This window comes from Serratia sp. CY31944 (assembly GCF_052169175.1).
GTDB lineage: Bacteria > Pseudomonadota > Gammaproteobacteria > Enterobacterales > Enterobacteriaceae > Serratia > Serratia sarumanii.
In genome coordinates this window covers 175166-197832 of sequence record NZ_JBJNLG010000006.1, presented here as the reverse complement: position 1 = coordinate 197832, position 22667 = coordinate 175166, and the positions used below count along the sequence as shown (strand labels likewise).

The window sequence follows — 22667 nt, the reverse complement described above, 5'->3', positions numbered from 1 at the left end:
CCGGTATGACCCGAATAACCCGAGGGCTGTTGCTTTGCCTGGCGTTGCTGGCCGGACGCGGCGCGCTGGCGCAGCCCGACGGCATGCTGGCGGGCAACCTGTCCAGCGTCGGTTCCGATACTTTGGCGAATCTGATGGCGCTGTGGGCGCAGGATTTCAGCCGGCATTATCCCAACGTTAACCTGCAGATCCAGGCCGCCGGCTCGTCGACCGCGCCGACCGCGTTGGCGGCGGGCGCTGCGCAGCTGGGCCCGATGAGCCGGCCGATGAAGGCGGCCGAGGTTTCGGCGTTCGAACACCGTTACGGCTATGCGCCGCTGGCGGTGCCGGTGGCGGTGGATGCGCTGGTGGTGTTGGTGCATCAGGACAACCCGCTGCGCGGCCTCAATCTGCAGCAGCTCGATCGCATTTTCTCCGCCACCCGGCGCTGCGGTGAAAGCAAACCGCTGACGCGTTGGGGCGAGCTGGGGCTGAGCGGCGACTGGGCGACGCGCTCGCTGCAGCGCTTCGGCCGCAACTCGGCGTCCGGCACCTACGGCTATTTCAAACTGCGCGCGCTGTGCGGCGGCGATTTTATGCCGCGCGTCAATGAGCTGCCCGGTTCGGCTTCGGTGGTGCAGGCGGTGGCCGGTTCGCTCAACGGCATCGGCTACGCCAGCATCGGTTTTCGCGCCAGCGGCGTGCGGCTGCTGCCGTTGGCGGAATCGGGAGAGGACTATGTCGCGCCTACCGCCGCCAACGTGCGCAACGATCGCTACCCGCTGTCGCGCTATCTCTATATCTACATCAACAAAGCCCCCAATCAACCGCTGGAGCCGCTGACCGCCGCGTTCCTCGATCGCGTGCTGTCTAACGCAGGGCAGAGCCTGGTCAATCACGACGGCTATCTGCCGCTGCCGCCGGGCGCCCTGCAGAGGACCCGCCAAGCGCTCGGGCTGCAGCCGCTCGCGGCGGCCACGGTGCAATAAGCGACAAAAAGCGGCGTAATTTTCGCCTTTTTTAACGGCCAAACGGAGCTTATACCACGCGAAAACCGGGCATTTATTGGCGTTTTCGCGCGGTAAAGCGGTATATGTTTCACGTTTCGTGAATCCATTGTTCAAAAATGATACAAATCATGTAGTGTATATTTATTGATAGCCAATATGATCGACTGGTGGCTAAAGTTTATATGGTCGATAGCTCTGCTTTTCGCCGTGCGTCTTGCCTTGAAGCGCTATAAACGTTTACCTTAGCCCTCGTTGTCGGATTAAACCTCCATTTTTATAACTCCTAAAATTTTGCCCATCTTCATGAGCGGCCACTTTCGAATAGGGACATAAACGCCGGATCGACTGCGTTTAGGATGCTTATTTGGCGCTGCGACGATCGGGCATGCCGGCAACCGGTGGGGCGTCACGCCACCACGCTATCGGACAATTTTTTTCATTTGAACAGGCAACACGACATCGTATGAGTCATCGTTTAACGTCAAAAGATATCCTGGCACTGGGCTTCATGACCTTTGCCTTATTCGTTGGGGCCGGGAACATCATCTTCCCGCCGATGGTCGGCTTGCAGTCCGGTGAACACGTCTGGATCGCGGCGCTGGGCTTCCTGATCACCGCCGTCGGTCTGCCGGTCATCACCGTCATCGCGCTGGCGCGCGTCGGCGGCGGCATCGACGCCCTCAGTTCGCCGATCGGCCGCGGCGCCGGCCTGCTGCTGGCGACCGTCTGCTACCTGGCCGTCGGCCCGCTGTTCGCCACGCCGCGCACCGCCACCGTGTCCTTTGAAGTGGGCATCGCCCCGCTGACCGGCGACGGCGCCATGCCGCTGTTCATCTACAGCCTGGTGTACTTCGCGCTGGTGATCGGCATCTCCCTGTATCCGGGCCGCCTGCTCGACACCGTCGGCCATGTGCTGGCGCCGCTGAAGATCGTGGCGTTGGGCGTACTGGGCATCGCCGCGCTGCTGTGGCCTGCCGGCGCGCCGATTCCGGCGACGGCGGCTTACCAGAGCGTGCCTTTCTCTTCCGGCTTCGTTAACGGCTACCTGACCATGGATACGCTGGGCGCGCTGGTATTCGGCATCGTTATCGTCAACGCGGCGCGCTCGCGCGGCGTGAAAGACGCCGGTCTGTTGACCCGCTACACCATTCTGGCCGGTTTGATCGCCGGCGTGGGCCTGACGCTGGTTTACCTGAGCCTGTTCAAGCTGGGCTCCGGCAGCGGCGCGCTGGTGCCGGATGCCACCAACGGCGCGGTGATCCTGCACGCTTACGTTCAGAACACCTTCGGCGGCCTGGGCAGCTTCTTCCTGGCGGCGCTGATCTTCATCGCCTGTATGGTGACCGCGGTAGGCCTGACCTGCGCCTGCGCCGAGTTCTTCGCGCAATACCTGCCGTTCTCGTACAAGACGCTGGTGTTTATCCTGGGCCTGTTCTCGATGGTGGTGTCCAACCTCGGCCTGAGCCACCTGATCCAGATCTCCATTCCGGTGCTGACCGCGATTTACCCGCCGTGCATCGTGCTGGTGGTGCTGAGCTTCACCCTGCGTTGGTGGCACAGCGCGCCGCGCATCATCGCGCCGGTGATGCTTGTCAGCCTGTTGTTTGGTATCCTTGACGCGGTGAAAGCCTCCAGTTTCCAGCAGCTGCTGCCGGCCTGGACCACTCACCTGCCGCTGGCGGAGCAGGGGTTGGCATGGTTGCCGCCTTCGCTGCTGATGCTGGTGCTGGTCGCGATTTATGATCGGGTGTGCACGCGTTCCCAAGTGACCGCGCACTGATAATCCCCCGGCTTAATCCAGGGCCACGGACATGTCCGTGGCTTTTTTACGTTTAAAACTATGGGTCATCTTCATGCAACAACAGTCACCCACCACTGCCTCCGACAATAAGCTGAAACGCGGCCTCAGTACGCGTCATATCCGCTTTATGGCGCTGGGATCGGCCATCGGCACCGGGTTGTTCTACGGCTCGGCGGACGCCATCAAAATGGCCGGCCCGAGCGTGCTGCTGGCTTACCTGATCGGCGGCATCGTGGCCTTTATCATCATGCGCGCCCTGGGAGAGATGTCGGTCAACAACCCGCAGGCCAGCTCGTTTTCCCGCTACGCGCAGGACTACCTCGGCCCGATGGCGGGTTACATCACCGGTTGGACTTACTGCTTTGAAATCCTGATCGTCGCCATCGCCGACGTGACCGCCTTCGGCATCTATATGGGGGTCTGGTTCCCGGAAGTACCGCACTGGATCTGGGTGCTGAGCGTGGTGCTGATCATCGGCGCCATCAACCTGATGAGCGTCAAGGTGTTCGGCGAGCTGGAGTTCTGGTTCTCGTTCTTCAAGGTCGCCACCATCATCATCATGATCGTGGCCGGCATCGGCATCATCATCTGGGGCATCGGCAACGGCGGGCAACCGACCGGCATTCATAACCTGTGGTCGAACGGCGGCTTCTTCAGCAACGGCTTTATCGGCATGATCCTGTCGCTGCAGCTGGTGATGTTCGCTTACGGCGGCATTGAAATCATCGGCATCACCGCCGGCGAAGCCAAAGATCCGAAAAAATCGATTCCGAAGGCCATCAACTCGGTACCGTGGCGCATTCTGGTGTTCTACGTCGGCACGCTGTTCGTCATCATGTCTATCTACCCGTGGAACCAGGTGGGCACCAACGGCAGCCCGTTCGTGCTGACCTTCCAGCATATGGGCATCACCGTGGCGGCAGGTATCCTCAACTTCGTGGTGATCACCGCTTCGCTGTCGGCGATCAACAGCGACGTGTTCGGCGTCGGCCGCATGCTGCACGGCATGGCCGAGCAGGGCCATGCGCCGAAGATGTTCAGCAAGGTGTCGAAGCGCGGTATTCCCTGGGTGACGGTGGTGGTGATGATGCTGGCGCTGCTGCTGGCGGTATACCTCAACTACATCATGCCGGAGAGCGTGTTCTTGGTGATCGCCTCCCTGGCGACCTTCGCCACCGTGTGGGTGTGGATCATGATCCTGTTCTCCCAAATCGCCTTCCGCCGCAGCCTGAGCAAAGAACAGGTGAAGCAGCTGGCGTTCCCGCTGCGCGGCGGGGTATTCACCTCGGTGGTGGCGATCGTGTTCCTGGTGTTCATCATCGGCCTGATCGGCTATTTCCCGACCACGCGCGTCTCGCTGTACGCCGGCCTGGTCTGGGTGGTATTGCTGCTGGCGGGGTACTGGTTCAAGGTCAACCATCAGAAAAAACGCGCGCCGTTGGCGACGCAGCAAGACTAAATGGAAAAACACCGGCTAAGGCCGGTGTTTTTTTAGGAGCAGGCGTCAAGCGAAGTCCAGCTTGCGCAGTTTGGAAACGTCGATGGACTGCCTGGCCTGCCACAGATCGTAAGCATCCTGCATGCCCATCCAAACCTGTTCGGAACTGCCTATCACGATGGACAGGCGGATGGCCATTTCCGGCGAGATATCGGACTTTCCGCTGATCAGGCGTTGAACCGTGGAGGGCGCGACGTCCAGCGCTTTAGCCAGCGCACGCGCGCTGAGATTCAGCGTTTCCATGGTTTCTTTGATCAACTCGCCAGGATGAGGGGGATTATGCATGCGGTTCATTAGTGATAGTCCTCATAATTCACGATATAAACATCACCCTCGACCAGCTCAAACGTGATACGCCAGTTGCCGGTTACGGTGACGGACCATTGCTCGCTGCGAGCGCCCGTTAGCGGGTGCAAGAAGAAGCCGGGCAGATCTACGTCATCAATCACTTTCGCCAGATCCAGCACGCTCAGCCGCAGCGCGATTTTCTTCGCCTGCTTGGCGTCGATACCCGCCGTTGAACCGGTTTCGAAAAACTTTTTGAGTCCCTTATGCTTGAAGCTTCTTATCATCCTGACGGCTCCATGAGTGTTGCACTATACGCATCATAGCCAGGTGTTGCGTATGGCGCAACAAAATGGTGCGTTTTTTAACCTATTATGCTGGACGTTTGTCTTCCGCTTCATTCTCCCCGGCGGTGCGCGCTTCGATGCGCATGCCGCCGTCGTTCAGCTGTTCCTCCTCTTCCTCGCCGGCGCAGCGCGCCAACACTTCGCGAATGTCTTGCATATTGCTGCTGAGGGCGCTCAGCGAAGGTTGCAGGTTGCGGGGCATGCGGCTTTCGTCCAGCGAAGCGCTGTGCAGGCAGCCGATAAACAGCAGGGTGGCCATCAGGGTAAACAGCCGGTGACGTAAGCGTTTCAGCAAGGGCTTTCCCTCTCGGTGGTGAAGGTGATGGCGCATTAACGCCGTTTTCACCGGGGAAAAGAAGGGGATGGAGATATCTGCTGGCAATTGAAAGAACATCATTACCAGCAGACACAGTTACGTCAGCCGACGTCAGGAAGCGTTGGCGTTTTGTAGCAGCATGCCGCGCAGGTCATTGCCGGTTGGCGTTTGATGCACGCGCAGGCCGAACTCGTCGATCACCGCCAGGATATGGTCGAAAATATCCGCCTGAATGCTTTCATACTCCGCCCAGACCGTGGTGTTGGTGAAGGCGTAGATTTCCAGCGGCAGGCCTTCCGGCGTCGGCGCCAGCTGGCGCACCATCAGCGTCATGTTCTGGTGAATGCGCGGGTGAGCGCGCAGGTAGGCTTCCAGATAGGCGCGCAGCGTGCCGAGGTTGGTCAGGCGGCGGCCGTTGAGCGGCGAGGCCAGATCGATGGCAATCTCCTGATTGTGCCGGCTCAGCTCCTGGGTTTTATCATTCAGGTAGCTGTGCAGCAGCGGGTTGCGCTGCAGGCGGCGCTGTTCCTCTTCCGACAGGAAGTGCACGCTGCCGGTGTCGATATTCAGGCTGCGCTTGATGCGGCGCCCGCCGGATTCCGACATCGACCGCCAGTTTTTGAACGAGTCGGAGATCAGCGCGTAGGTGGGAATGGTGGTGACGGTGTTGTCCCAGTTACGTACTTTGACCGTGGTCAGGCCGATGTCGGTGACCGCGCCGTCGGCGCCGTATTTCGGCATTTCCAGCCAGTCGCCGATCTTCAGCATATCGTTGGCGGAGAGCTGAATGCCGGCCACCAGGCCGAGGATCGGATCCTTGAACACCAACATCAGGACCGCGGTCATGGCGCCCAGGCCGCTGAGCAGCAGCAGCGGCGATTTGCCCATCAGCAGCGAGACGATCATGATGCCGATCAGGATCGCCGCCACCAGTTTCAGGCCCTGGAAAATGCCGCGCAGCGGCAGCTGATTGGAGATCGGGCTTTGGCGCAGCAGCGCCAGCAGCGTATCCAGCAGCGAGAACAGCGACAGCAGGGTGAAGGCGAGGATCCACACCTGTGCGGCGGTGACGATCACCGCCTGGGTCTGGCTGCCGCTCTGCAGCCACAGCGTCGCCTGGATGCTGATGATCACCCCTTGCAGCAGCAGCGCCACGCGCTGGAACAGTTTGTATTGGGTGATGGCCTGTTGCCAGACGCGCTGCGATTGCTGGCCGCGGCGCTGAAGGGCGGCCAACACCACCCGGTGCAGCACCAGGTGGATCGCGACCGAGATCAGGACAATCAACCCCAATACCATCAACAGCGACATCACTCCGCCGAATTCCAAACCAAATTGTTCCAGCCAGCGCGTTATCTGTTGTTGCATTACCGCTCCTTAAAAAATGCGCAAAAAATATCCTGTAAACTTAAAACGCGTTAGCCTAAGGGGTAACGTGCAGGATTTGTGCCTGTTTACCTTTTTTTACATCGGGTTAGCGTTATTTTTCGGTCTCCGCCCCCCGGCTCATCCCCGGGTTTTGCGGCCAGAGAGGAGGGGGAGTTGCACTTAACGTGGCATTGTTCGCTTCTTGAAGAACGCCGTCGATTTCGTTTGGTACAGCAGGAGAAACAGTATGCTTAACGCCTGGCATCAACCGGTCCCGCCTTTTGTGGTGAAGCAAGGGCAACGTTTGGATATCACGCTGTGGTTACAGGGGGATGAACTGCCGGAACGGGTGTTTTTGCGCGCCGAACCGGACAACGAAGAGTGGCTGCTGGTGATGAAAGCGCAGCGCCACGAGGGGATGCGGCGCTACCAGGCCAGCCTGACGCTGAATGAGGGCGAGCCGACGCGGCGTTACTGCTTCAAGCTGCTGTGGGCCGATCGCCAGCAGTGGTTCGGCCCGCAGGGCTGGTCGCCAACGCCGCCGGGCCAGCTGGCGCAGTTCGCCGTCGACGATCCTGACAATGGCCCCGAGTGGGTGGCGGATCAGCTGTTCTACCAGATTTTCCCCGATCGCTTCGCCAGCAGCGGCGGTGAGCACGGCATCCAGAGCGGCAGCTACCGCCATCACGCGGCCGGCGCCGAGGTGATTCGGCGCGACTGGCAGCATCCGCTGGAGGATCGCCACGCCGCCTCGACCTTTTACGGCGGCGATCTGGACGGCATCAGCGCCAAATTGCCGTACCTGCAGCAACTGGGGGTGACGGCGCTGTATCTGAACCCGATTTTTACCGCGCCGAGCGTGCATAAGTACGATACCGAGGACTATTACCAGGTCGATCCGCACTTCGGCGGCAACGCGGCGCTGCAGCGTTTGCGAGTGAGCACTCACAAGGTGGGCATGAAACTGGTGCTGGACGGGGTATTCAACCACACCGGCGACTCGCATCCGTGGTTCGACCGCCATCGTCAAGGTGAAAACGGCGCCTGTCACCACCCCGATTCGCCGTATCGCGGCTGGTTCAACTTTTACCCGGACGGCCGCGCGCTCGACTGGAAGGGCAACGCCAGCCTGCCGAAGCTCAACTTCGCCGAGCCGCAGGTGGCGGAAGCGATCTATCGCGGGGAAGGCAGCGTGGTGCGCCACTGGCTGCGCCCGCCGTACAGCATCGACGGTTGGCGGCTGGACGTGGTGCACATGCTGGGGGAGAACGGCGGCGCCACCGGCAACCTGCACCACCTGGCTGGCATCTATCAGGCGGTGAAGCAGGAGAATCCGCAGGCCTACGTATTGGGCGAGCACTTCGGCGACGCGCGCCGCTGGCTGCACGCCGGCGTGGAGGATGCGGCGATGAACTACATGGGGTTCGCGCTGCCGGTGCGGGCGTTCTTGGCGGGGCTGGACGTGGCCTATCACCCGGTGCGGCTGGACGCCGCCGGGTGCGCGCAGTGGATGGACGGTTACCGCGCCGGGCTGCCGCACGGCCGCCAGCTGATCCAGTTCAACCAGTTGGACAGCCACGATACTGCGCGTTTTCTCACGCTGTTGCAGGGGAACCCGGCGCGCATGCAGATGGCGGCGGTGTGGTTGCTGAGCTGGATAGGCGTGCCTTGCCTCTATTACGGCGATGAGATTGGTCTGGACGGCGGCAACGATCCGTTCTGCCGCAAGCCGTTCCCGTGGGACGTCGGCGACTGGGACCGGCCGCTGCTGGCGCTGTTCCAGCGCATGGCGGCGCTGCGTAAACAGAGCGTGGCATTGCGCCGCGGCGGTTGTCAGGTGCTGTACGCCAGCGGGGAAACGCTGGTGTTCGTGCGCCTGTATCAGCAGGAGCAGGTGTTGGTGGCGCTGCAGCGCGACGGCAGCGGCCAGGCGCAGCTGCCGTACAACCCGCTGTTGGCGCGCGGCCCGTGGCGGCGTGTGGAAGGGCGGGGAGAGTTGAGCGAAACGGCAGGCGGGCTGCGCCTGCAGCTGGCGGAAGAGACGGCCACCGTGTGGCGCTGTGAAGGCTAAAGACACTGCGGGGGCCGAAGTGCCCCCGCGATAAAGGTGAGTAGGCGTTTACATCAGTAACCGACCGCAGAACCTGCCGGGCGACGCACGTCGTTGGCGCCGTACAGATAGCCTTCGCGCACCTTGCCGGAAACCGCCGAGTCGTTGCCGGAGTTGGCCGGGCTAACGCCCGCCGCACCCGGCAAGCCGACCAGAATCAGTTCGGCGGCGCCCCACGGCGTTTGCTCGACCATCTTATAGCCCATGCCGCTCAGCAGCTTCAGCGTATCGGCGGAAACGCCGCGCTGTTCGTAGTACACCTCATCCGGCAACCATTGGTGATGGATGCGCGGCGCGTCCACTGCTTCCTGCGGCGCCATGCCGTGGTCTATCACGTTCAACGCGGTCTGCAGGGTGATGGTGATGATGCGCGAGCCGCCCGGCGAGCCCAGCACCATAAAGATCTTGTTGTCCTTGGTCACCAGCGTCGGGCTCATCGACGATAGTGGGCGCTTACCGGGGGCAATGCTGTTGGCGGTGCCTTGCACCAGCCCGTACAGGTTTTTCTCGCCCACTTTGACCGTAAAGTCGTCCATCTCGTCGTTGAGGAAGAAGCCGGTGCCCGGTGCGATCACCACGGCGCCGAAGCGGCCGTTGACGGTATAGGTGGTGGAGACCGCGTTGCCGTCGTGATCGACGATCGAATAGTGGGTGGTTTCCGGTTTTTCATGCGGTTCCATGCCGGGCTGCACGTTTTCCGACGGCGTGGCCTTGTCCGCGACGATTTTCTTGCGGATCTGCTCGGCGTAGCTCTTGCTCACCAGCCGGTCGATCGGGTTCTTGATGAACTCCGGGTCGCCGAGGTAGGTGTTGCGGTCCATGTAGGCATGGCGCATCGCTTCGGTCATGGTGTGAATGGCCGCCGCCGAGTTGAAGCCCATGCTTTTCAGGTCGTAGCCTTCCACCACGTTGAGGATTTCGCACAGCGTCACGCCGCCGGAGCTGGGAGGCGGCGCCGACACGAACTTGTAGCCGCGATAGCTGCAGGTAATCGGCGGGGTTTCGGTGACCTTGTAATTGGCGAAGTCGGCGGCGGTCAAGATGCCGCCGCCCTGTTTGGCCGCCGCCTCCACCGCCTGCGGGATCTTGCCTTTATAGAAGGCGTCGGTTCCCCCTTTGGCGATGGCTTCCAGCGTGTTGGCCAGATCGGTTTGCACCAGTTTGTCCCCCGGCTGCAGCGGGCTGCCGTCCGGGCGCAGGAAGATTTTGGCCGACTCGGGATCCTGTTTGAAGCGCGCGACGGTGGTGTCGAGGATATCGGTATCGGCGCGGGTCAGCACAAAGCCTTCGCGCGCCAGCCTGATCGCCGGCGCCAGCACCTGTTCACGGCTCAGCTTGCCGTACTTCTCACGCGCGGTTTCCATCCCCAGCACGGTGCCCGGCACGCCCGCCGCCAGATAGCCGTACAGGCTGGCGTCTTTCTTCACCTTGCCGTCGGCATCCAGATACATGTTGGCGCTGGCCGCCGCCGGCGCGGTTTCACGGAAGTTGATGAAGGTGTCGGTGCCGTCCGCCAGGTGGACGGTCATAAAGCCGCCTCCGCCGATGTTGCCGCAGCAGGGGTTAACCACCGCCTGCGCATAGCCCACCGCCACGGCGGCGTCGATGGCGTTGCCGCCCATCTTCAGGATATCCACGCCGACCTGCGAGGCCAGGTGCTGCGAGGTGACCACCATGCCGTTTTTGGCTTCCACCGCGGGGTTGGATGCCGCATACAGGCTGCCGCTGACCAGCAGCGCCGCCATGGTCAGGGGGTTGCTCCATTTCTGTAAAAACATAGTTATTCCTACCCTGTCAGTTTTTTATTGTGTTGTGTTTGCTTGCCGCTGTTCACTTGCAAAGCGCGAGCCAGCGTTATTGATAGTAGCCGCAGATGGGCGTGCGCGCGGCGAGCAGGGTGGGAAATGTGAGCGGAAACAGGGAAATAAAGCACTGAAGGTGGGCGGTCTGCCCCATAAAGGGGCATAAAAAAACCGGCCGCGTGGGCCGGTTGATTCACTATCAGGCTGAAATTACAGCTTGGCAGCGTTTTCAGACAGGTATTTTGCAACGCCGTCTGGGGAAGCGCCCATACCTGCTTTGCCTTTTTCCCACTGAGCCGGGCACACTTCACCGTGCTCTTCGTGGAATTGCAGCGCATCAACGGTACGGATCATTTCGTCGATGTTACGGCCGATTGGCAGGTCGTTAACAACCTGAGCACGCACGATGCCGTCTTTGTCGATCAGGAAGGAGCCGCGCAGCGCAACGCCGGCTTCCGGGTGTTCGATGCCGTAAGCTTTCTGGATTTCACGCTTGATGTCAGCAACCATTGCGTATTTCACTTCACCGATGCCGCCCTTGTCGACAGGGGTTTTACGCCATGCGTTGTGAACGAACTCTGAGTCGAAGGAAACGCCAACCACTTCAACGCCACGCTTCTGGAACTCTTCATAGCGGTGATCGAAAGCGATCAGCTCGGAAGGGCATACGAAGGTGAAGTCCATTGGCCAGAAGAACAGCACGGCCGGTTTGCCGTTCAGGTGCTTCTTCAGGTTGAAGTTTTCAACGATTTCGCCGCTACCCAGTACGGCAGCTGCAGTGAAGTCAGGGGCTTGACGAGTTACCAGGACCATAATTACTCCTGTAATAGGTGTTAAAGGGTGGATGTAAAAACAAGGGCCAGTATAGGGGCCGCGACTTGGTGAATAAAGGGTAAAAGACCAATCGATGAGATAGCTTTCACCTATCAAAGTCGTTGATATAATTTAGCGAGCTTTAAAAATAACCTTTTCCCACAAAAGGGCAAGCGGCAAAACGTAAATTCTTGCAAGGCGTTGCAATTTCAATGGCTTGGGCTTGACCTCAGAGCGCTTTGTCCTTCGCCTGCCGCATCATTTGCGGGTAAAACTGCCAGAACTGTGTTTCAAGCTGATGATAATGTTGCTCGACGTCGGCGAACGAGCCGGCCAGCGCCTCGAGGCGCGGGCGGCGGCTGGCCATGCCCTGCAGCACCCGGGCGATGAACGGCAATTCGGCGTAGCGCTCCAGCCAGCGTTCCGGCCACAGGTAGCCGTTCAGGTTTTGAAAGCGCGGCGGCGTGAGCGGCAGAAAAGGTTCGATCTGGCTGCGGGCTTCCTGGGTAAACTGGTGCAGGTCGCGCGAAGGCTCCAGCTGCTGCCAGTGGCGCGCCAGAAAATGGTCCCACACCACGTCGAGGGTGATCGGCGCCACGCGGCGGTAGGGGGCGCTGAAATAGTCGCGGCTGGCTTTGACCTGCGGCAGGCTGTCGGTCAGCACGTCGACGCGGCGGTGCATCATGATGCCGGCCACCACGTCGGGCTGGTAGTCGGCGGCGGGGTTGCCGCGCACGAAATCGGCCAGCAGGTTGCCCAGCAGCGAGCTGTCCGCCAGCATGGCCAGGTGAAGATGAGCGAGAAAATTCATCCCTCAACTATACCCGAAGTCAGGCAAATCCTCCTTATTTCTTGCCGCTGACCGCCCCCGGCTTTAGACTAGGCCGCCTGTTTTTTACCAACCAGCCCTAAATTGAAGAAGTGAATACCCATGCGCGTCGCTGATTTTTCGTTTGAACTTCCCGAATCCCTGATTGCCCACTATCCCCAGGCCGAACGCAGCGCATGCCGCCTGCTGCAGCTGGACGGGCCGAGCGGGGCGCTGACGCACGGCGTATTCACCGATCTGCTGGATAAGCTGGAAGCCGGCGACCTGCTGGTGTTCAACAATACCCGCGTGATCCCGGCGCGCATGTTCGGCCGCAAGGTCAGCGGCGGCAAGATTGAAGTGCTGGTGGAGCGCGTGCTGGACGACCATCGCGTGCTGGCGCACGTGCGTGCGTCGAAAGCACCGAAGCCGGGCGCCGAGCTGCTGTTGGGGGATGACGAGAGCATCGCCGCCACCATGGTAGCGCGCCACGAGACGCTGTTCGAACTGCGCTTCAACGACGAGCGCGACGTGTTCACTATCCTCAACGCCGCCGGCCACATGCCGCTGCCGCCTTATATCGCCCGCCCGGATGAAGACGCGGACCGCGAGCTGTATCAGACGGTCTACAGCGAGAAACCCGGCGCGGTCGCCGCGCCGACCGCCGGCCTGCACTTCGACGAACCGCTGCTGGCGGCGCTGCGCGCCAAGGGCGTGGAAATGGCGTTCGTGACGCTGCACGTCGGCGCCGGCACCTTCCAGCCGGTGCGCGTGGAAACCATCGAAGATCACGTGATGCACGCCGAATACGCCGAAGTGCCGCAGGAGGTGGTCGATGCGGTGCTGGCCTGCAAGGCGCGCGGCAAACGCGTCGTAGCGGTGGGCACCACCTCGGTGCGCTCGCTGGAAAGCGCCGCGGCGGCCAGCAAAGAAGCGCTGATTGCGCCATTCTTCGGCGATACCAGCATCTTTATCTATCCGGGCTATCACTATCAGGTGATCGACGCGCTGGTGACCAATTTCCACCTGCCGGAATCGACCCTGATCATGCTGGTGTCGGCCTTCGCCGGCTATAAAAATACCATGAACGCCTATCAGCAGGCGGTGGCCGAGCAGTATCGCTTTTTCAGCTACGGCGATGCGATGTTCATCAGCCGTAACCCGCAGGCGGAAAACGAGTCCGTCGGCGGTTAATTTCCCGGGCTGCGCGCACGGCGCGGCCCCGTTTCAACGACATCAGACTGTTTCTCTGATGCTGGAGGTTTTGTGAAGTACGAACTACAGACTACCGATGGCCGCGCGCGTCGCGGCCGCCTGATCTTCGACCGCGGCGTGGTGGAGACCCCGGCCTTTATGCCGGTCGGCACCTACGGCACGGTCAAGGGCATGACGCCGGAAGAAGTGAAAGAAACCGGCGCGCAGATCCTGCTGGGCAACACCTTCCACCTGTGGCTGCGCCCGGGCCAGGAGATCATGAAGCTGCACGGCGACCTGCACGATTTCATGCAGTGGCATGGGCCGATCCTTACCGATTCCGGCGGTTTCCAGGTGTTCAGCCTGGGGGCGATGCGCAAGATCAAAGAGGAAGGCGTGTACTTCCGCAACCCGATCAACGGCGACAAGGTGTTCCTGAGCCCGGAAAAATCGATGGAAATCCAGTACGACCTGGGTTCCGACATCGTGATGATCTTCGATGAATGTACGCCGTACCCGGCCGACTGGGACTACGCCAAGCGTTCGATGGAAATGTCGCTGCGCTGGGCGGAGCGCAGCCGCAAGCGATTCGACGAGCTGGAAAATAAAAATGCGCTGTTCGGCATCATTCAGGGCGGCGTTTACGAAGATTTACGTGATGTTTCAGTCAAAGGGCTGGTGGATATCGGCTTTGACGGGTACGCTGTGGGCGGCTTGGCTGTAGGCGAGCCGAAAGAGGATATGCATCGCATTCTTGAACACGTTTGCCCGCAAATTCCGGAAGATAAGCCACGCTATTTGATGGGCGTCGGCAAGCCGGAAGATTTGGTGGAAGGCGTGCGTCGCGGCATCGACATGTTCGACTGCGTCATGCCGACCCGCAACGCCCGCAACGGCCATCTGTTCGTGACTGACGGTGTGGTAAAAATCCGTAATGCCAAGCACAAGGATGATACTTCTCCGCTGGATAAGGACTGTGATTGTTACACCTGTCGCCATTACAGCCGCGCCTACTTGCACCATCTCGACCGTTGCAACGAAATATTGGGTGCTCGACTGAACACGATTCATAACCTGCGTCACTACCAACGCCTGATGGCGGGTTTACGCCAGGCTATCGAAGAGGGTAAATTAGAGCAGTTTGTTGCGGATTTCTATGGTCGGATCGGCAAGCCGATTCCGCCTTTAAACGCTTGATCTAATAATTGATAACTTAATGAGGGAATTTCAATGAGCTTTTTCATTTCTGACGCCGTCGCATCCGCAGGGGCTCCGGCTCAGGGAAGCCCGTACTCTCTGATCATTATGCTGGTGGTGTTTGGCCTGATCTTCTACTTCATGATCCTGCGCCCACAGCAGAAGCGCGCTAAAGATCACAAGAAGCTGATGGACTCCATCGGTAAAGGCGACGAAGTGCTGACCACCGGCGGCCTGATTGGTCGCGTGACCAAAGTGGCCGACACCGGCATCATCGCCATCGCGCTGAACGACACCACGGAAGTGATGATCAAGCGTGACTTCGTGGCGGCCGTTCTGCCGAAAGGTACCATGAAGGCCCTGTAATCTTTTTTCCCGAAGGGAATTGCCGTGCTAAACCGTTATCCTTTGTGGAAGTATCTGATGTTGATCGTGGTGATCCTCGTCGGTCTGCTTTATGCGCTTCCCAACATCTACGGTGAGGATCCGGCCGTACAAATCACTGGCGCGCGCGGCGTCGCCGCCAGTGAAACTACGCTGGACCAGGTCCGTACCGTATTAGAAAAAGACAACATCGCGAGCAAGTCGATTGCGCTGGAAAATGGCGCCATCCTGGCTCGCTTTAAAGATCCTGACGTTCAGCTGCGCGCCCGCGAAGCGCTGGTGACCGAGCTGGGTGACAAATTCGTCGTGGCGCTGAACCTGGCGCCGGCCACGCCGACCTGGCTGGCCATGCTGGGCGCAGAGCCGATGAAACTCGGCCTGGACCTGCGCGGCGGCGTGCACTTCCTGATGGAAGTGGACATGGACACCGCGTTGAGCAAGCTGCAGGAACAGACCATGGATACCCTGCGCAGCGAGCTGCGCGAGAAGGGCATTCCTTACGCGTCTATCCGCAAGCTGGACAACAACGGCGTGGAAGTTCGCTTCCGCGACAATGCGGCCCGTGACCAGGCCATCAGCTACATCGGCCCGCGTCAGCGCGATCTGGTGCTGTCCGCCAACGGCGCCAACACCATGAAAGCCAGCCTGACGGACGCCCGTCTGAGCGAAGCGCGCGAATACGCCGTCCAGCAGAACATCACTATCCTGCGTAACCGCGTCAACCAGCTCGGCGTCGCCGAACCGCTGGTGCAGCGCCAGGGCGCCGACCGCATCGTGGTCGAGCTGCCGGGCATTCAGGACACCGCGCGCGCCAAAGAAATTCTGGGTGCCACCGCGACCCTCGAGTTCCGTCTGGTGAACACCAATGCGGACGCCACTGCGGCGGCCAACGGCCGCGTGCCGGGCGACTCCGAGGTGAAATACACCCGTGACGGCCAGCCGATCGTGCTGTACAAGCGCGTGATCCTGACCGGTGATCACATCACCGACTCCACCTCGAGCACCGACGAATACAACCAGCCGCAGGTTAACATCTCGCTGGACAGCGCCGGTGGCACGTCGATGTCCAACTTCACCAAGGACAACATCGGCAAGCCGATGGCGACCCTGTTCGTGGAGTATAAGGACAGCGGCAAGAAAGACGCCAATGGCCGTGCGGTGCTGGTGAAACAGGAAGAAGTGATCAACGTGGCGAACATTCAGTCGCGTCTGGGCAACAGCTTCCGCATCACCGGTATCGGCAACCCGAGCGAAGCGCGTCAGCTTTCGCTGCTGCTGCGTGCGGGCGCGCTGATCGCGCCGATTCAGATCGTCGAAGAGCGCACCATCGGCCCGACCCTGGGTCAGCAGAACATCACCCAAGGTCTGGAAGCCTGTCTGTGGGGCCTGGTGGCGTCCATCGTCTTCATGGTGGTCTGGTACCGTAAGTTCGGCGTGATCGCCACCACGGCGCTGGTCGCCAACCTGGTGCTGATCGTCGGCGTGATGTCCCTGTTGCCGGGGGCGACGCTGACCATGCCGGGCATTGCCGGGATCGTGTTGACGCTGGCGGTGGCGGTCGACGCCAACGTACTGATTAACGAACGTATCAAGGAAGAGCTGAAGAACGGCAGGTCCGTTCAGCAGGCGATCCATGAGGGCTATAAAGGCGCGTTCTCCAGTATCGTTGACGCCAACATCACCACGCTGATCACCGCGATCATCCTGTACGCAGTCGGCACCGGTTCGATCAAAGGCTTTGCGATCACCACCGCTATCGGTGTGGCGACGTCCATGTTCACCGCGATTGTCGGTACCCGTGCCATCGTCAACCTGCTTTACGGCGGCAAACGCATTAACAAGCTGTCTATCTGAGGAGTGCGTTGTGGCACAGGATTATACTGTTGAGCAACTCAACTACGGCCGTAAAGTCTACGACTTTATGCGCTGGGACTACGTGGCCTTCGGCATCTCGTTGGTGCTGTTGGTCGCGTCGATCGCCACCATGTCGGTGCGCGGGTTTAACTGGGGTCTGGATTTCACCGGCGGTACGGTGATTGAAATCAACCTGGAGAAACCGGCCAATCTCGACCTGATGCGCGATACGCTGGAGAAGGCCGGGTTCCAGGATCCGATCATCCAGAACTTCGGCAGCAGCCGCGACGTGATGGTGCGCATGCCACCGGCGACCGGCACCGCAGGCCAGGAACTGGGCAACAAGGTGATCGGCGTGATCAACGACTCGGTGGATAAAAACGCCACCGTGAAGCGCATCGAGTTCGTCGGCCCGAGCGTGGGCAGCGAGCTGGCGCAAACCGGCGGCATGGCGCTGCTGGTGGCGTTGATCTGTATCCTGATCTACGTCGGTTTCCGCTTCGAATGGCGCCTGGCGCTGGGGGCGGTTATCGCGCTGGCGCACGACGTGATCATCACGCTGGGCGTGCTGTCGCTGTTCCATATCGAGATTGACCTGACCATCGTCGCGTCCCTGATGTCGGTTATCGGCTACTCGCTGAACGACAGCATCGTGGTTTCCGACCGTATTCGTGAGAACTTCCGCAAGATCCGCCGCGGTACGCCTTACGAGATCATGAACGTGTCGTTGACCCAGACGCTGAGCCGTACGCTGATGACTTCCGGGACCACCCTGATGGTGGTGCTGATGCTGTACATCTTCGGTGGCGCGATGCTGCAAGGCTTCTCGCTGGCGATGCTGATCGGCGTGTCGATCGGTACCGTCTCCTCGATCTACGTCGCGTCCGCGCTGGCGTTGAAGCTGGGGATGAAACGTGAACACATGCTGCAGCAAAAAGTGGAAAAAGAGGGCGCGGATCAGCCTTCGATTCTGCCTTAACAACCGCAGTATTCAGCGATATGAGAAGGAGCGCCGATGGCGCTCCTTTTTTTTGCCTCGGGGATCAGTGCTGCTTCACTACCGCCGGTTGGGCGGTCGAAACCAGACTGTGCAGACGGATATAGCCCAATTGTTCCGGCGTCAGGCCGCTGAAGCGCAGTTCGAAGTCCTGGCTGGGCTTCGGCAGCAGCGAATCGGCGCTGGCGATCGGTTGCGACAGCGCCTCGGCGGTCAACGGCCGGCCGGTGGCGTCGTCCAACTGGCCCCATTCCACCACGGCTTTGAACGGCGGCAGCGTGGCCTGTGAGAGGACGCGCACATGCAGCTGCGCCTGCGTGCCGTTGGCTTCGTTCTTGATGTGGCTCAGCGAAACGCTCAGTTCGCCGATACCGCTCTGCAAACGGGCGGCGCTTCGGGCCGCCGGCAGCAGATAGACGCCATTGTCGGAGTGCTGATTGAGCTGATTCTGCCGCTCCAGCGCGGTGGTTTGATCGGTCAGCACGCTCACTTTCTGGTTCAGCGCGGCGACCTGATGGCGCAGCTGGGGCACGGCGGCGTTATGCGCGCAGCCCGCCAGCAACACGGCGGCGGCGAGCAGGGCGATTTTGGGGTAACAGGTTGTCATGACGGCGATTTCCTATGCTGAATCTCCTGTTATCAGCTTAGTCCGCCCGGAGGGGAAAGTCATATCGGCGCCGCTTCCCGGCCGCGTGTCGCAACAAATGGCCGCCGCCCTTTGTTGTGGCTGCACTTCGGGGTAAACTGCATTTATCTATAAAAAACGTTTATCAGGACGTGTTATGCATTGCCCTTTCTGCGCCGCCGTTGATACCAAAGTCATTGATTCCCGCCTGGTGGGGGACGGTTCGCAAGTGCGCCGTCGCCGCCAGTGTCTGGTGTGCAATGAACGCTTCACCACCTTCGAGGTGGCTGAGCTGGTGATGCCGCGAGTGATTAAAAGCGATGAGGTGCGCGAGCCGTTCAACGAAGACAAACTGCGCCGCGGCATGCTGAAAGCGCTGGAAAAGCGCCCGGTAAGCTCGGACGACGTGGAAAACGCCCTTAATCATATCAAATCCCAACTGCGCGCCACCGGCGAACGCGAAGTGCCGACCAAACTGGTGGGCAATCTGGTGATGGACGCGCTGAAAAAGCTGGATAAGGTCGCCTATATTCGCTTCGCGTCGGTGTACCGCAGCTTCGAAGACGTGCGCGAGTTCGGCGAAGAGATTGCCCGCCTGCAAGACTAAAGGATCTTTCATGCATCACGACGAACTTTATATGGCGCGCGCCTTCGAACTGGCGCGGCTGGGGCGTTTTACCACCGCGCCCAATCCGAACGTCGGCTGCGTTATCGTGCACGACGGCGAAATTGTCGGTGAAGGCTATCATCTGCGCGCCGGCGAGCCGCACGCGGAAGTGCACGCGCTGCGCATGGCGGGCGACAAGGCGCGCGGCGCCACCGCCTATGTCACGCTCGAGCCGTGTAGCCATCACGGCCGCACGCCGCCCTGCGCCGATGCGCTGGTGGCCGCCGGCGTAACCCGGGTGGTCGCGGCGATGCAAGATCCCAATCCGCAGGTGGCGGGGCGCGGGCTGTACAAGCTGCAGCAGGCCGGCGTCGAGGTGCGGCACGGCCTGATGCTGGCCGAGGCCGAAGCGGTCAACCTGGGCTTCCTCAAGCGCATGCGCACCGGCTTCCCTTACGTGCAGCTGAAGCTGGGCGCGTCGCTGGACGGCCGCACGGCGATGGCCTCCGGCGAGAGCCAGTGGATCACCTCACCCGAAGCGCGTCAGGACGTGCAGCGCCTGCGTGCGCAGAGCGCCGCCATTCTCAGCACCAGCGCCACCGTGCTGGCGGACGATCCGTCGCTGACGGTGCGTTGGGATGAATTGGACGCCGAGACGCAGCGCCTCTATCCGCGCGACAATCTGCGCCAGCCGCTGCGCATCCTGCTCGACAGCCAAAATCGCATTACTCCGCAGCACCGCGTGGTGCAGCAGCCGGGCGCCACCTGGCTGGCGCGCCTGGAGGCGGATGAACAGGCCTGGCCGCAAGACGTCGAGCAGTTTATCTGCCCGGCGCACGGTGGCGGCGTCGATCTGGTGGTGATGATGATGCTGTTGGCCAAGCGCCAGGTGAATTCAATCTGGGTGGAGGCGGGCGCAACGCTGGCCGGCGCGCTGCTGCAGGCCGGCCTGGTGGATGAGCTCATTTTGTACATCGCGCCGAAACTGTTGGGCGATAATGGCCGTGGCCTGTGCCACCTGCCGGGCCTGGAACGGTTGGCCGACGCGCCGGAGTTCGTCTTCAGCGACGTGCGCCAGGTCGGCCCCGATCTGCGTTTGCGCCTGCGGGCGAAACACTGAATCTCGCGCCCGTGCGCCGGTTTTACAAAAGCGCCGCGCAGGCGATGAAAGAATATGATAGAATCCGCCCCCCTGCGGGGTATTGAACCCATTTTTAAGGAAAGCCCATGAAAGTTATCGAAGGTGTTGTTGCTACTCCAAAGGCCCGTGTGGCGATCGCAATTGCACGTTTTAACAATTTCATCAACGACAGCCTGCTGGAAGGCGCCATCGACGCGCTGAAACGCATTGGTCAGGTTGCTGACGACAACATCACCGTTGTCTGGGTCCCGGGCGCTTACGAGCTGCCGCTGACGGCGAGCGTATTGGCCAAAACCGGCAAATACGACGCGGTTATCGCGCTGGGCACCGTTATCCGTGGGGGCACCGCGCACTTCGAATATGTGGCGGGCGAAGCCAGCTCCGGCATCGGCAACGTTGCGATGAATGCCGAAATCCCGGTTGCTTTTGGCGTGCTGACCACCGAAAGCATCGAGCAGGCGATCGAACGCGCCGGCACCAAAGCGGGCAACAAGGGCGCTGAAGCCGCGCTGACCGCACTTGAAATGATTAATGTTATCAAAGCTATTAAAGCCTGAATTTAGTTAAGGGGAATTCCGTGAAACCTGCTGCTCGTCGCCGCGCTCGTGAGTGCGCTGTTCAAGCGCTTTACTCTTGGCAGTTGTCTAAAAACGACCTTGCCGATGTTGAACACCAGTTCCTGACGGAGCAGGATGTCAAAGATGTTGACGTCGCCTATTTTCGCGAGTTGCTGTCCGGCGCGGCAGTGAATGCAGGTATGCTGGACGAACTGATGGCGCCTTACCTGTCGCGTCAGCTCGAAGAGCTGGGCCAGGTGGAGCGCGCGGTGCTGCGCGTCGCGCTGTTTGAACTGAAAATGCGCGAGGATGTCCCTTACAAGGTGGCGATCAACGAAGCGATCGAACTGGCGAAAACCTTCGGCGCGGAAGACAGCCACAAGTTTGTGAACGGGGTGCTGGATAAAGTGGCGCCAACCCTTCGCAAGAAAAAGTAAAACATTAAGGCCGGCATTCCCGGCCTTAATTTCTTCTAGTGGAATATCGATATGGCATGCGGCGAATTTGACCTCATTGCCCGCTATTTTGACCGGTTCAAGCGTGTGCGCCGGGATGTACAGTTGGGCATTGGAGATGACTGCGCACTGCTGGCAGTGCCGGAAAAACAGCTGGTGGCCGTCAGTACCGATACGCTGGTGGCGGGCGTGCACTTTCTGCCGGACATCGATCCGGCCGATCTCGGCTATAAGGCGTTGGCGGTCAATCTGAGCGATCTGGCGGCGATGGGCGCCGATCCGGCCTGGCTTTCGCTGGCGCTGACCCTGCCTGAAGTGAACGAATCCTGGCTGAAGGCCTTCAGCGACAGCCTGTTCGATCAGCTCAACTATTACGGCATGCAGCTGATCGGCGGCGATACCACGCGCGGGCCGCTGAGCATGACGCTGACCATCCAGGGGCTGATCCCGGCCGGCCGGGCGCTGACCCGCAGCGGCGCGCGTATCGGCGACTGGATCTATGTGACCGGCACGCTGGGCGACAGCGCCGCCGGGTTGGCGATCCTGCAGGATCGTTTGGCGGTGACGGAAACGACGGCGCGCGATTATTTGGTCGCTCGCCATCTGCGGCCGCAGCCGCGGGTGTTGCAGGGGCAGGCGCTGCGCGATCTGGCCAGCTCGGCGATCGACATCTCCGACGGCCTGATTTCCGATCTGAAGCATATCCTTAAGGCCAGCGACTGTGGCGCACGCATCGTGCTGGACGAGCTGCCGATGTCGCAGGCGCTGAGCAGCCACGCCGATGCTGAACAGGCGCTGCGCTGGGCGCTGGCGGGCGGCGAAGATTACGAGCTGTGCTTCACCGTGCCGGAGATCAACCGCGGCGCGCTGGAAGTGGCGTTGAGCCACCTCGGGGCCGACTACACCTGCATCGGCCAAATTGGCCCGCTGTCTGAAGGCATCCGCTATTATCGCGACGATGAGGCGGTAGAGCTGGACTGGGCTGGGTTCGATCATTTCAACGCGGAGCCGGGCACCCATGGATGAAGCCAAGCGCCGGCTGCGGATGAGCAATCCGTGGCACCTGCTGGCCACCGGGTTTGGCAGCGGTTTGTCGCCGGTGATGCCGGGCACCATGGGATCGCTGGCGGCGATCCCGTTCTGGCTGCTGCTGATCCAGCTGCCGTGGCAGCTCTACTCGCTGACGGTGATGTTCAGCATCTGCATCGGCGTCTATATTTGCCACCGCACGGCAAAAGACATGAAGGTGCACGATCACGGCAGCATCGTCTGGGACGAGTTCGTCGGCATGTGGATCACGCTGATGGCGCTGCCGGTCAACGACTGGCGCTGGGTCGCCGCCGGTTTCGTTATCTTCCGCATTCTCGACATGTGGAAGCCGTGGCCGATCCGCTGGTTCGACCGCAACGTGCATGGCGGCATGGGCATCATGGTCGACGATATCATCGCCGGCGTGCTGTCCGCCGGCATCATCTACCTGATTGGGCACCACTGGCCAATCGGGCTGTTCTGACAGACG

Annotated in this window: 23 protein-coding genes; 15 read left to right on the top strand and 8 right to left on the bottom strand. The window is 60.8% G+C overall.

Annotated elements, in window-relative coordinates; translation table 11 throughout:
- Positions 1-5 precede the first annotated feature (5 nt).
- The 3 genes from ACJ8IN_RS09540 to proY all read left to right on the top strand — a co-directional run bounded on the left by ACJ8IN_RS09540 (position 6) and on the right by proY (position 4249).
- Positions 6-968: a PstS family phosphate ABC transporter substrate-binding protein gene (locus ACJ8IN_RS09540; protein WP_033647326.1), complete on the top strand. Its 963-nt coding sequence runs from the start codon at positions 6-8 to the stop codon at positions 966-968.
- 484 nt (positions 969-1452) lie between these two features.
- Positions 1453-2769: a branched-chain amino acid transport system II carrier protein gene (gene brnQ / locus ACJ8IN_RS09535; RefSeq protein WP_033653282.1), complete on the top strand. Its 1317-nt coding sequence runs from the start codon at positions 1453-1455 to the stop codon at positions 2767-2769.
- A gap of 73 nt (positions 2770-2842) precedes the next feature.
- On the top strand, positions 2843-4249 hold the full coding sequence (gene proY, locus ACJ8IN_RS09530) for a proline-specific permease ProY (RefSeq protein ID WP_060422245.1): 1407 nt from the start codon (positions 2843-2845) through the stop codon (positions 4247-4249).
- A 45-nt stretch (positions 4250-4294) separates the two neighbouring features.
- Here proY and ACJ8IN_RS09525 read toward each other — a convergent pair whose 3' ends face one another.
- From ACJ8IN_RS09525 to ACJ8IN_RS09510, 4 genes are all read right to left on the bottom strand, one after another.
- On the bottom strand, positions 4295-4582 hold the full coding sequence (locus ACJ8IN_RS09525; protein ID WP_025160069.1) for a HigA family addiction module antitoxin: 288 nt from the start codon (positions 4580-4582) through the stop codon (positions 4295-4297).
- Entirely contained in the window at positions 4582-4860 is a 279-nt protein-coding gene (locus ACJ8IN_RS09520) for a type II toxin-antitoxin system RelE/ParE family toxin (protein WP_049235171.1), read from the bottom strand. The genes ACJ8IN_RS09525 and ACJ8IN_RS09520 overlap by 1 nt, the downstream gene beginning before the upstream one ends.
- 85 nt (positions 4861-4945) lie before the next feature.
- Positions 4946-5215, bottom strand: coding sequence for a hypothetical protein (locus ACJ8IN_RS09515; protein WP_060422052.1), 270 nt, complete (start codon positions 5213-5215; stop codon positions 4946-4948).
- 132 nt (positions 5216-5347) lie between these two features.
- Positions 5348-6604, bottom strand: coding sequence for a mechanosensitive ion channel family protein (locus tag ACJ8IN_RS09510; protein ID WP_033637290.1), 1257 nt, complete (start codon positions 6602-6604; stop codon positions 5348-5350).
- Between the two features lie 247 nt (positions 6605-6851).
- On the opposite strand from ACJ8IN_RS09510, the gene malZ reads away from it, so the two are divergent.
- Positions 6852-8675 (top strand): maltodextrin glucosidase, encoded by a 1824-nt coding sequence (gene malZ / locus ACJ8IN_RS09505; protein ID WP_060422051.1) that lies wholly within the window; start codon positions 6852-6854, stop codon positions 8673-8675.
- Between the two features lie 53 nt (positions 8676-8728).
- Here the strand turns inward: malZ and ggt are convergent, their stop codons facing one another.
- The 3 genes from ggt to ACJ8IN_RS09490 all read right to left on the bottom strand — a co-directional run bounded on the left by ggt (position 8729) and on the right by ACJ8IN_RS09490 (position 12140).
- Positions 8729-10492 carry a gamma-glutamyltransferase gene (gene ggt, locus ACJ8IN_RS09500; protein ID WP_060422048.1) on the bottom strand — a complete coding sequence of 588 codons (1764 nt, stop codon included), beginning with the start codon at positions 10490-10492 and terminating at the stop codon, positions 8729-8731.
- 234 nt (positions 10493-10726) lie between these two features.
- Positions 10727-11329: a peroxiredoxin C gene (locus tag ACJ8IN_RS09495; RefSeq protein ID WP_019454212.1), complete on the bottom strand. Its 603-nt coding sequence runs from the start codon at positions 11327-11329 to the stop codon at positions 10727-10729.
- Between the two features lie 229 nt (positions 11330-11558).
- The gene (locus ACJ8IN_RS09490) at positions 11559-12140 is read right to left on the bottom strand and encodes an ACP phosphodiesterase (RefSeq protein ID WP_308325469.1); all 582 of its coding nucleotides are present in this window, start codon (positions 12138-12140) and stop codon (positions 11559-11561) included.
- A 120-nt stretch (positions 12141-12260) separates the two neighbouring features.
- Here ACJ8IN_RS09490 and queA point away from each other — a divergent pair, with 120 nt between their 5' ends.
- The 5 genes from queA (at position 12261) to secF (ending at position 17745) form a co-directional block, all read left to right on the top strand.
- Complete coding sequence (gene queA / locus ACJ8IN_RS09485) at positions 12261-13331, top strand: tRNA preQ1(34) S-adenosylmethionine ribosyltransferase-isomerase QueA (RefSeq protein WP_004940394.1); 1071 nt, start codon at positions 12261-12263, stop codon at positions 13329-13331.
- Between the two features lie 72 nt (positions 13332-13403).
- Positions 13404-14528 (top strand): tRNA guanosine(34) transglycosylase Tgt, encoded by a 1125-nt coding sequence (tgt, locus tag ACJ8IN_RS09480; protein WP_033647322.1) that lies wholly within the window; start codon positions 13404-13406, stop codon positions 14526-14528.
- Positions 14529-14561: 33 nt separating this feature from the next.
- Complete coding sequence (gene yajC, locus ACJ8IN_RS09475) at positions 14562-14894, top strand: preprotein translocase subunit YajC (protein WP_004940391.1); 333 nt, start codon at positions 14562-14564, stop codon at positions 14892-14894.
- A gap of 24 nt (positions 14895-14918) precedes the next feature.
- Complete coding sequence (secD, locus tag ACJ8IN_RS09470) at positions 14919-16766, top strand: protein translocase subunit SecD (RefSeq protein WP_308325471.1); 1848 nt, start codon at positions 14919-14921, stop codon at positions 16764-16766.
- Positions 16767-16776: 10 nt separating this feature from the next.
- Entirely contained in the window at positions 16777-17745 is a 969-nt protein-coding gene (secF, locus tag ACJ8IN_RS09465) for a protein translocase subunit SecF (protein WP_019454209.1), read from the top strand.
- A 64-nt stretch (positions 17746-17809) separates the two neighbouring features.
- Here the strand turns inward: secF and ACJ8IN_RS09460 are convergent, their stop codons facing one another.
- On the bottom strand, positions 17810-18370 hold the full coding sequence (locus ACJ8IN_RS09460) for a DUF3251 domain-containing protein (RefSeq protein ID WP_060422043.1): 561 nt from the start codon (positions 18368-18370) through the stop codon (positions 17810-17812).
- Between the two features lie 175 nt (positions 18371-18545).
- Between ACJ8IN_RS09460 and nrdR the strand changes: the two genes are divergently transcribed.
- The 6 genes from nrdR to pgpA all read left to right on the top strand — a co-directional run bounded on the left by nrdR (position 18546) and on the right by pgpA (position 22661).
- Entirely contained in the window at positions 18546-18995 is a 450-nt protein-coding gene (nrdR, locus tag ACJ8IN_RS09455; RefSeq protein WP_004940387.1) for a transcriptional regulator NrdR, read from the top strand.
- A 10-nt stretch (positions 18996-19005) separates the two neighbouring features.
- Positions 19006-20115, top strand: coding sequence for a bifunctional diaminohydroxyphosphoribosylaminopyrimidine deaminase/5-amino-6-(5-phosphoribosylamino)uracil reductase RibD (gene ribD, locus ACJ8IN_RS09450; protein ID WP_060422041.1), 1110 nt, complete (start codon positions 19006-19008; stop codon positions 20113-20115).
- Between the two features lie 107 nt (positions 20116-20222).
- Positions 20223-20693, top strand: coding sequence for a 6,7-dimethyl-8-ribityllumazine synthase (gene ribH, locus ACJ8IN_RS09445; RefSeq protein ID WP_033637299.1), 471 nt, complete (start codon positions 20223-20225; stop codon positions 20691-20693).
- Between the two features lie 20 nt (positions 20694-20713).
- Positions 20714-21130, top strand: coding sequence for a transcription antitermination factor NusB (nusB, locus tag ACJ8IN_RS09440; protein ID WP_004940384.1), 417 nt, complete (start codon positions 20714-20716; stop codon positions 21128-21130).
- Between the two features lie 51 nt (positions 21131-21181).
- Positions 21182-22174 carry a thiamine-phosphate kinase gene (gene thiL / locus ACJ8IN_RS09435; protein ID WP_033637301.1) on the top strand — a complete coding sequence of 331 codons (993 nt, stop codon included), beginning with the start codon at positions 21182-21184 and terminating at the stop codon, positions 22172-22174.
- Positions 22167-22661, top strand: a complete 495-nt coding sequence (gene pgpA, locus ACJ8IN_RS09430; protein WP_033634010.1) for a phosphatidylglycerophosphatase A — start codon at positions 22167-22169, stop codon at positions 22659-22661. The genes thiL and pgpA overlap by 8 nt, the downstream gene beginning before the upstream one ends.
- Positions 22662-22667: the final 6 nt, after the last annotated feature.

Coding starts and splice junctions, on each gene's coding strand:
- ACJ8IN_RS09540 (WP_033647326.1), top strand. CDS start 6: ATGACCCGAATAACCCGAGGGCTGTTGCTTTGCCTGGCGTTGCTGGCC.
- brnQ (WP_033653282.1), top strand. CDS start 1,453: ATGAGTCATCGTTTAACGTCAAAAGATATCCTGGCACTGGGCTTCATG.
- proY (WP_060422245.1), top strand. CDS start 2,843: ATGCAACAACAGTCACCCACCACTGCCTCCGACAATAAGCTGAAACGC.
- ACJ8IN_RS09525 (WP_025160069.1), bottom strand. CDS start 4,582: ATGAACCGCATGCATAATCCCCCTCATCCTGGCGAGTTGATCAAAGAA.
- ACJ8IN_RS09520 (WP_049235171.1), bottom strand. CDS start 4,860: ATGATAAGAAGCTTCAAGCATAAGGGACTCAAAAAGTTTTTCGAAACC.
- ACJ8IN_RS09510 (WP_033637290.1), bottom strand. CDS start 6,604: ATGCAACAACAGATAACGCGCTGGCTGGAACAATTTGGTTTGGAATTC.
- malZ (WP_060422051.1), top strand. CDS start 6,852: ATGCTTAACGCCTGGCATCAACCGGTCCCGCCTTTTGTGGTGAAGCAA.
- ggt (WP_060422048.1), bottom strand. CDS start 10,492: ATGTTTTTACAGAAATGGAGCAACCCCCTGACCATGGCGGCGCTGCTG.
- ACJ8IN_RS09495 (WP_019454212.1), bottom strand. CDS start 11,329: ATGGTCCTGGTAACTCGTCAAGCCCCTGACTTCACTGCAGCTGCCGTA.
- ACJ8IN_RS09490 (WP_308325469.1), bottom strand. CDS start 12,140: ATGAATTTTCTCGCTCATCTTCACCTGGCCATGCTGGCGGACAGCTCG.
- queA (WP_004940394.1), top strand. CDS start 12,261: ATGCGCGTCGCTGATTTTTCGTTTGAACTTCCCGAATCCCTGATTGCC.
- yajC (WP_004940391.1), top strand. CDS start 14,562: ATGAGCTTTTTCATTTCTGACGCCGTCGCATCCGCAGGGGCTCCGGCT.
- ACJ8IN_RS09460 (WP_060422043.1), bottom strand. CDS start 18,370: ATGACAACCTGTTACCCCAAAATCGCCCTGCTCGCCGCCGCCGTGTTG.
- nrdR (WP_004940387.1), top strand. CDS start 18,546: ATGCATTGCCCTTTCTGCGCCGCCGTTGATACCAAAGTCATTGATTCC.
- ribD (WP_060422041.1), top strand. CDS start 19,006: ATGCATCACGACGAACTTTATATGGCGCGCGCCTTCGAACTGGCGCGG.
- ribH (WP_033637299.1), top strand. CDS start 20,223: ATGAAAGTTATCGAAGGTGTTGTTGCTACTCCAAAGGCCCGTGTGGCG.
- thiL (WP_033637301.1), top strand. CDS start 21,182: ATGGCATGCGGCGAATTTGACCTCATTGCCCGCTATTTTGACCGGTTC.
- pgpA (WP_033634010.1), top strand. CDS start 22,167: ATGGATGAAGCCAAGCGCCGGCTGCGGATGAGCAATCCGTGGCACCTG.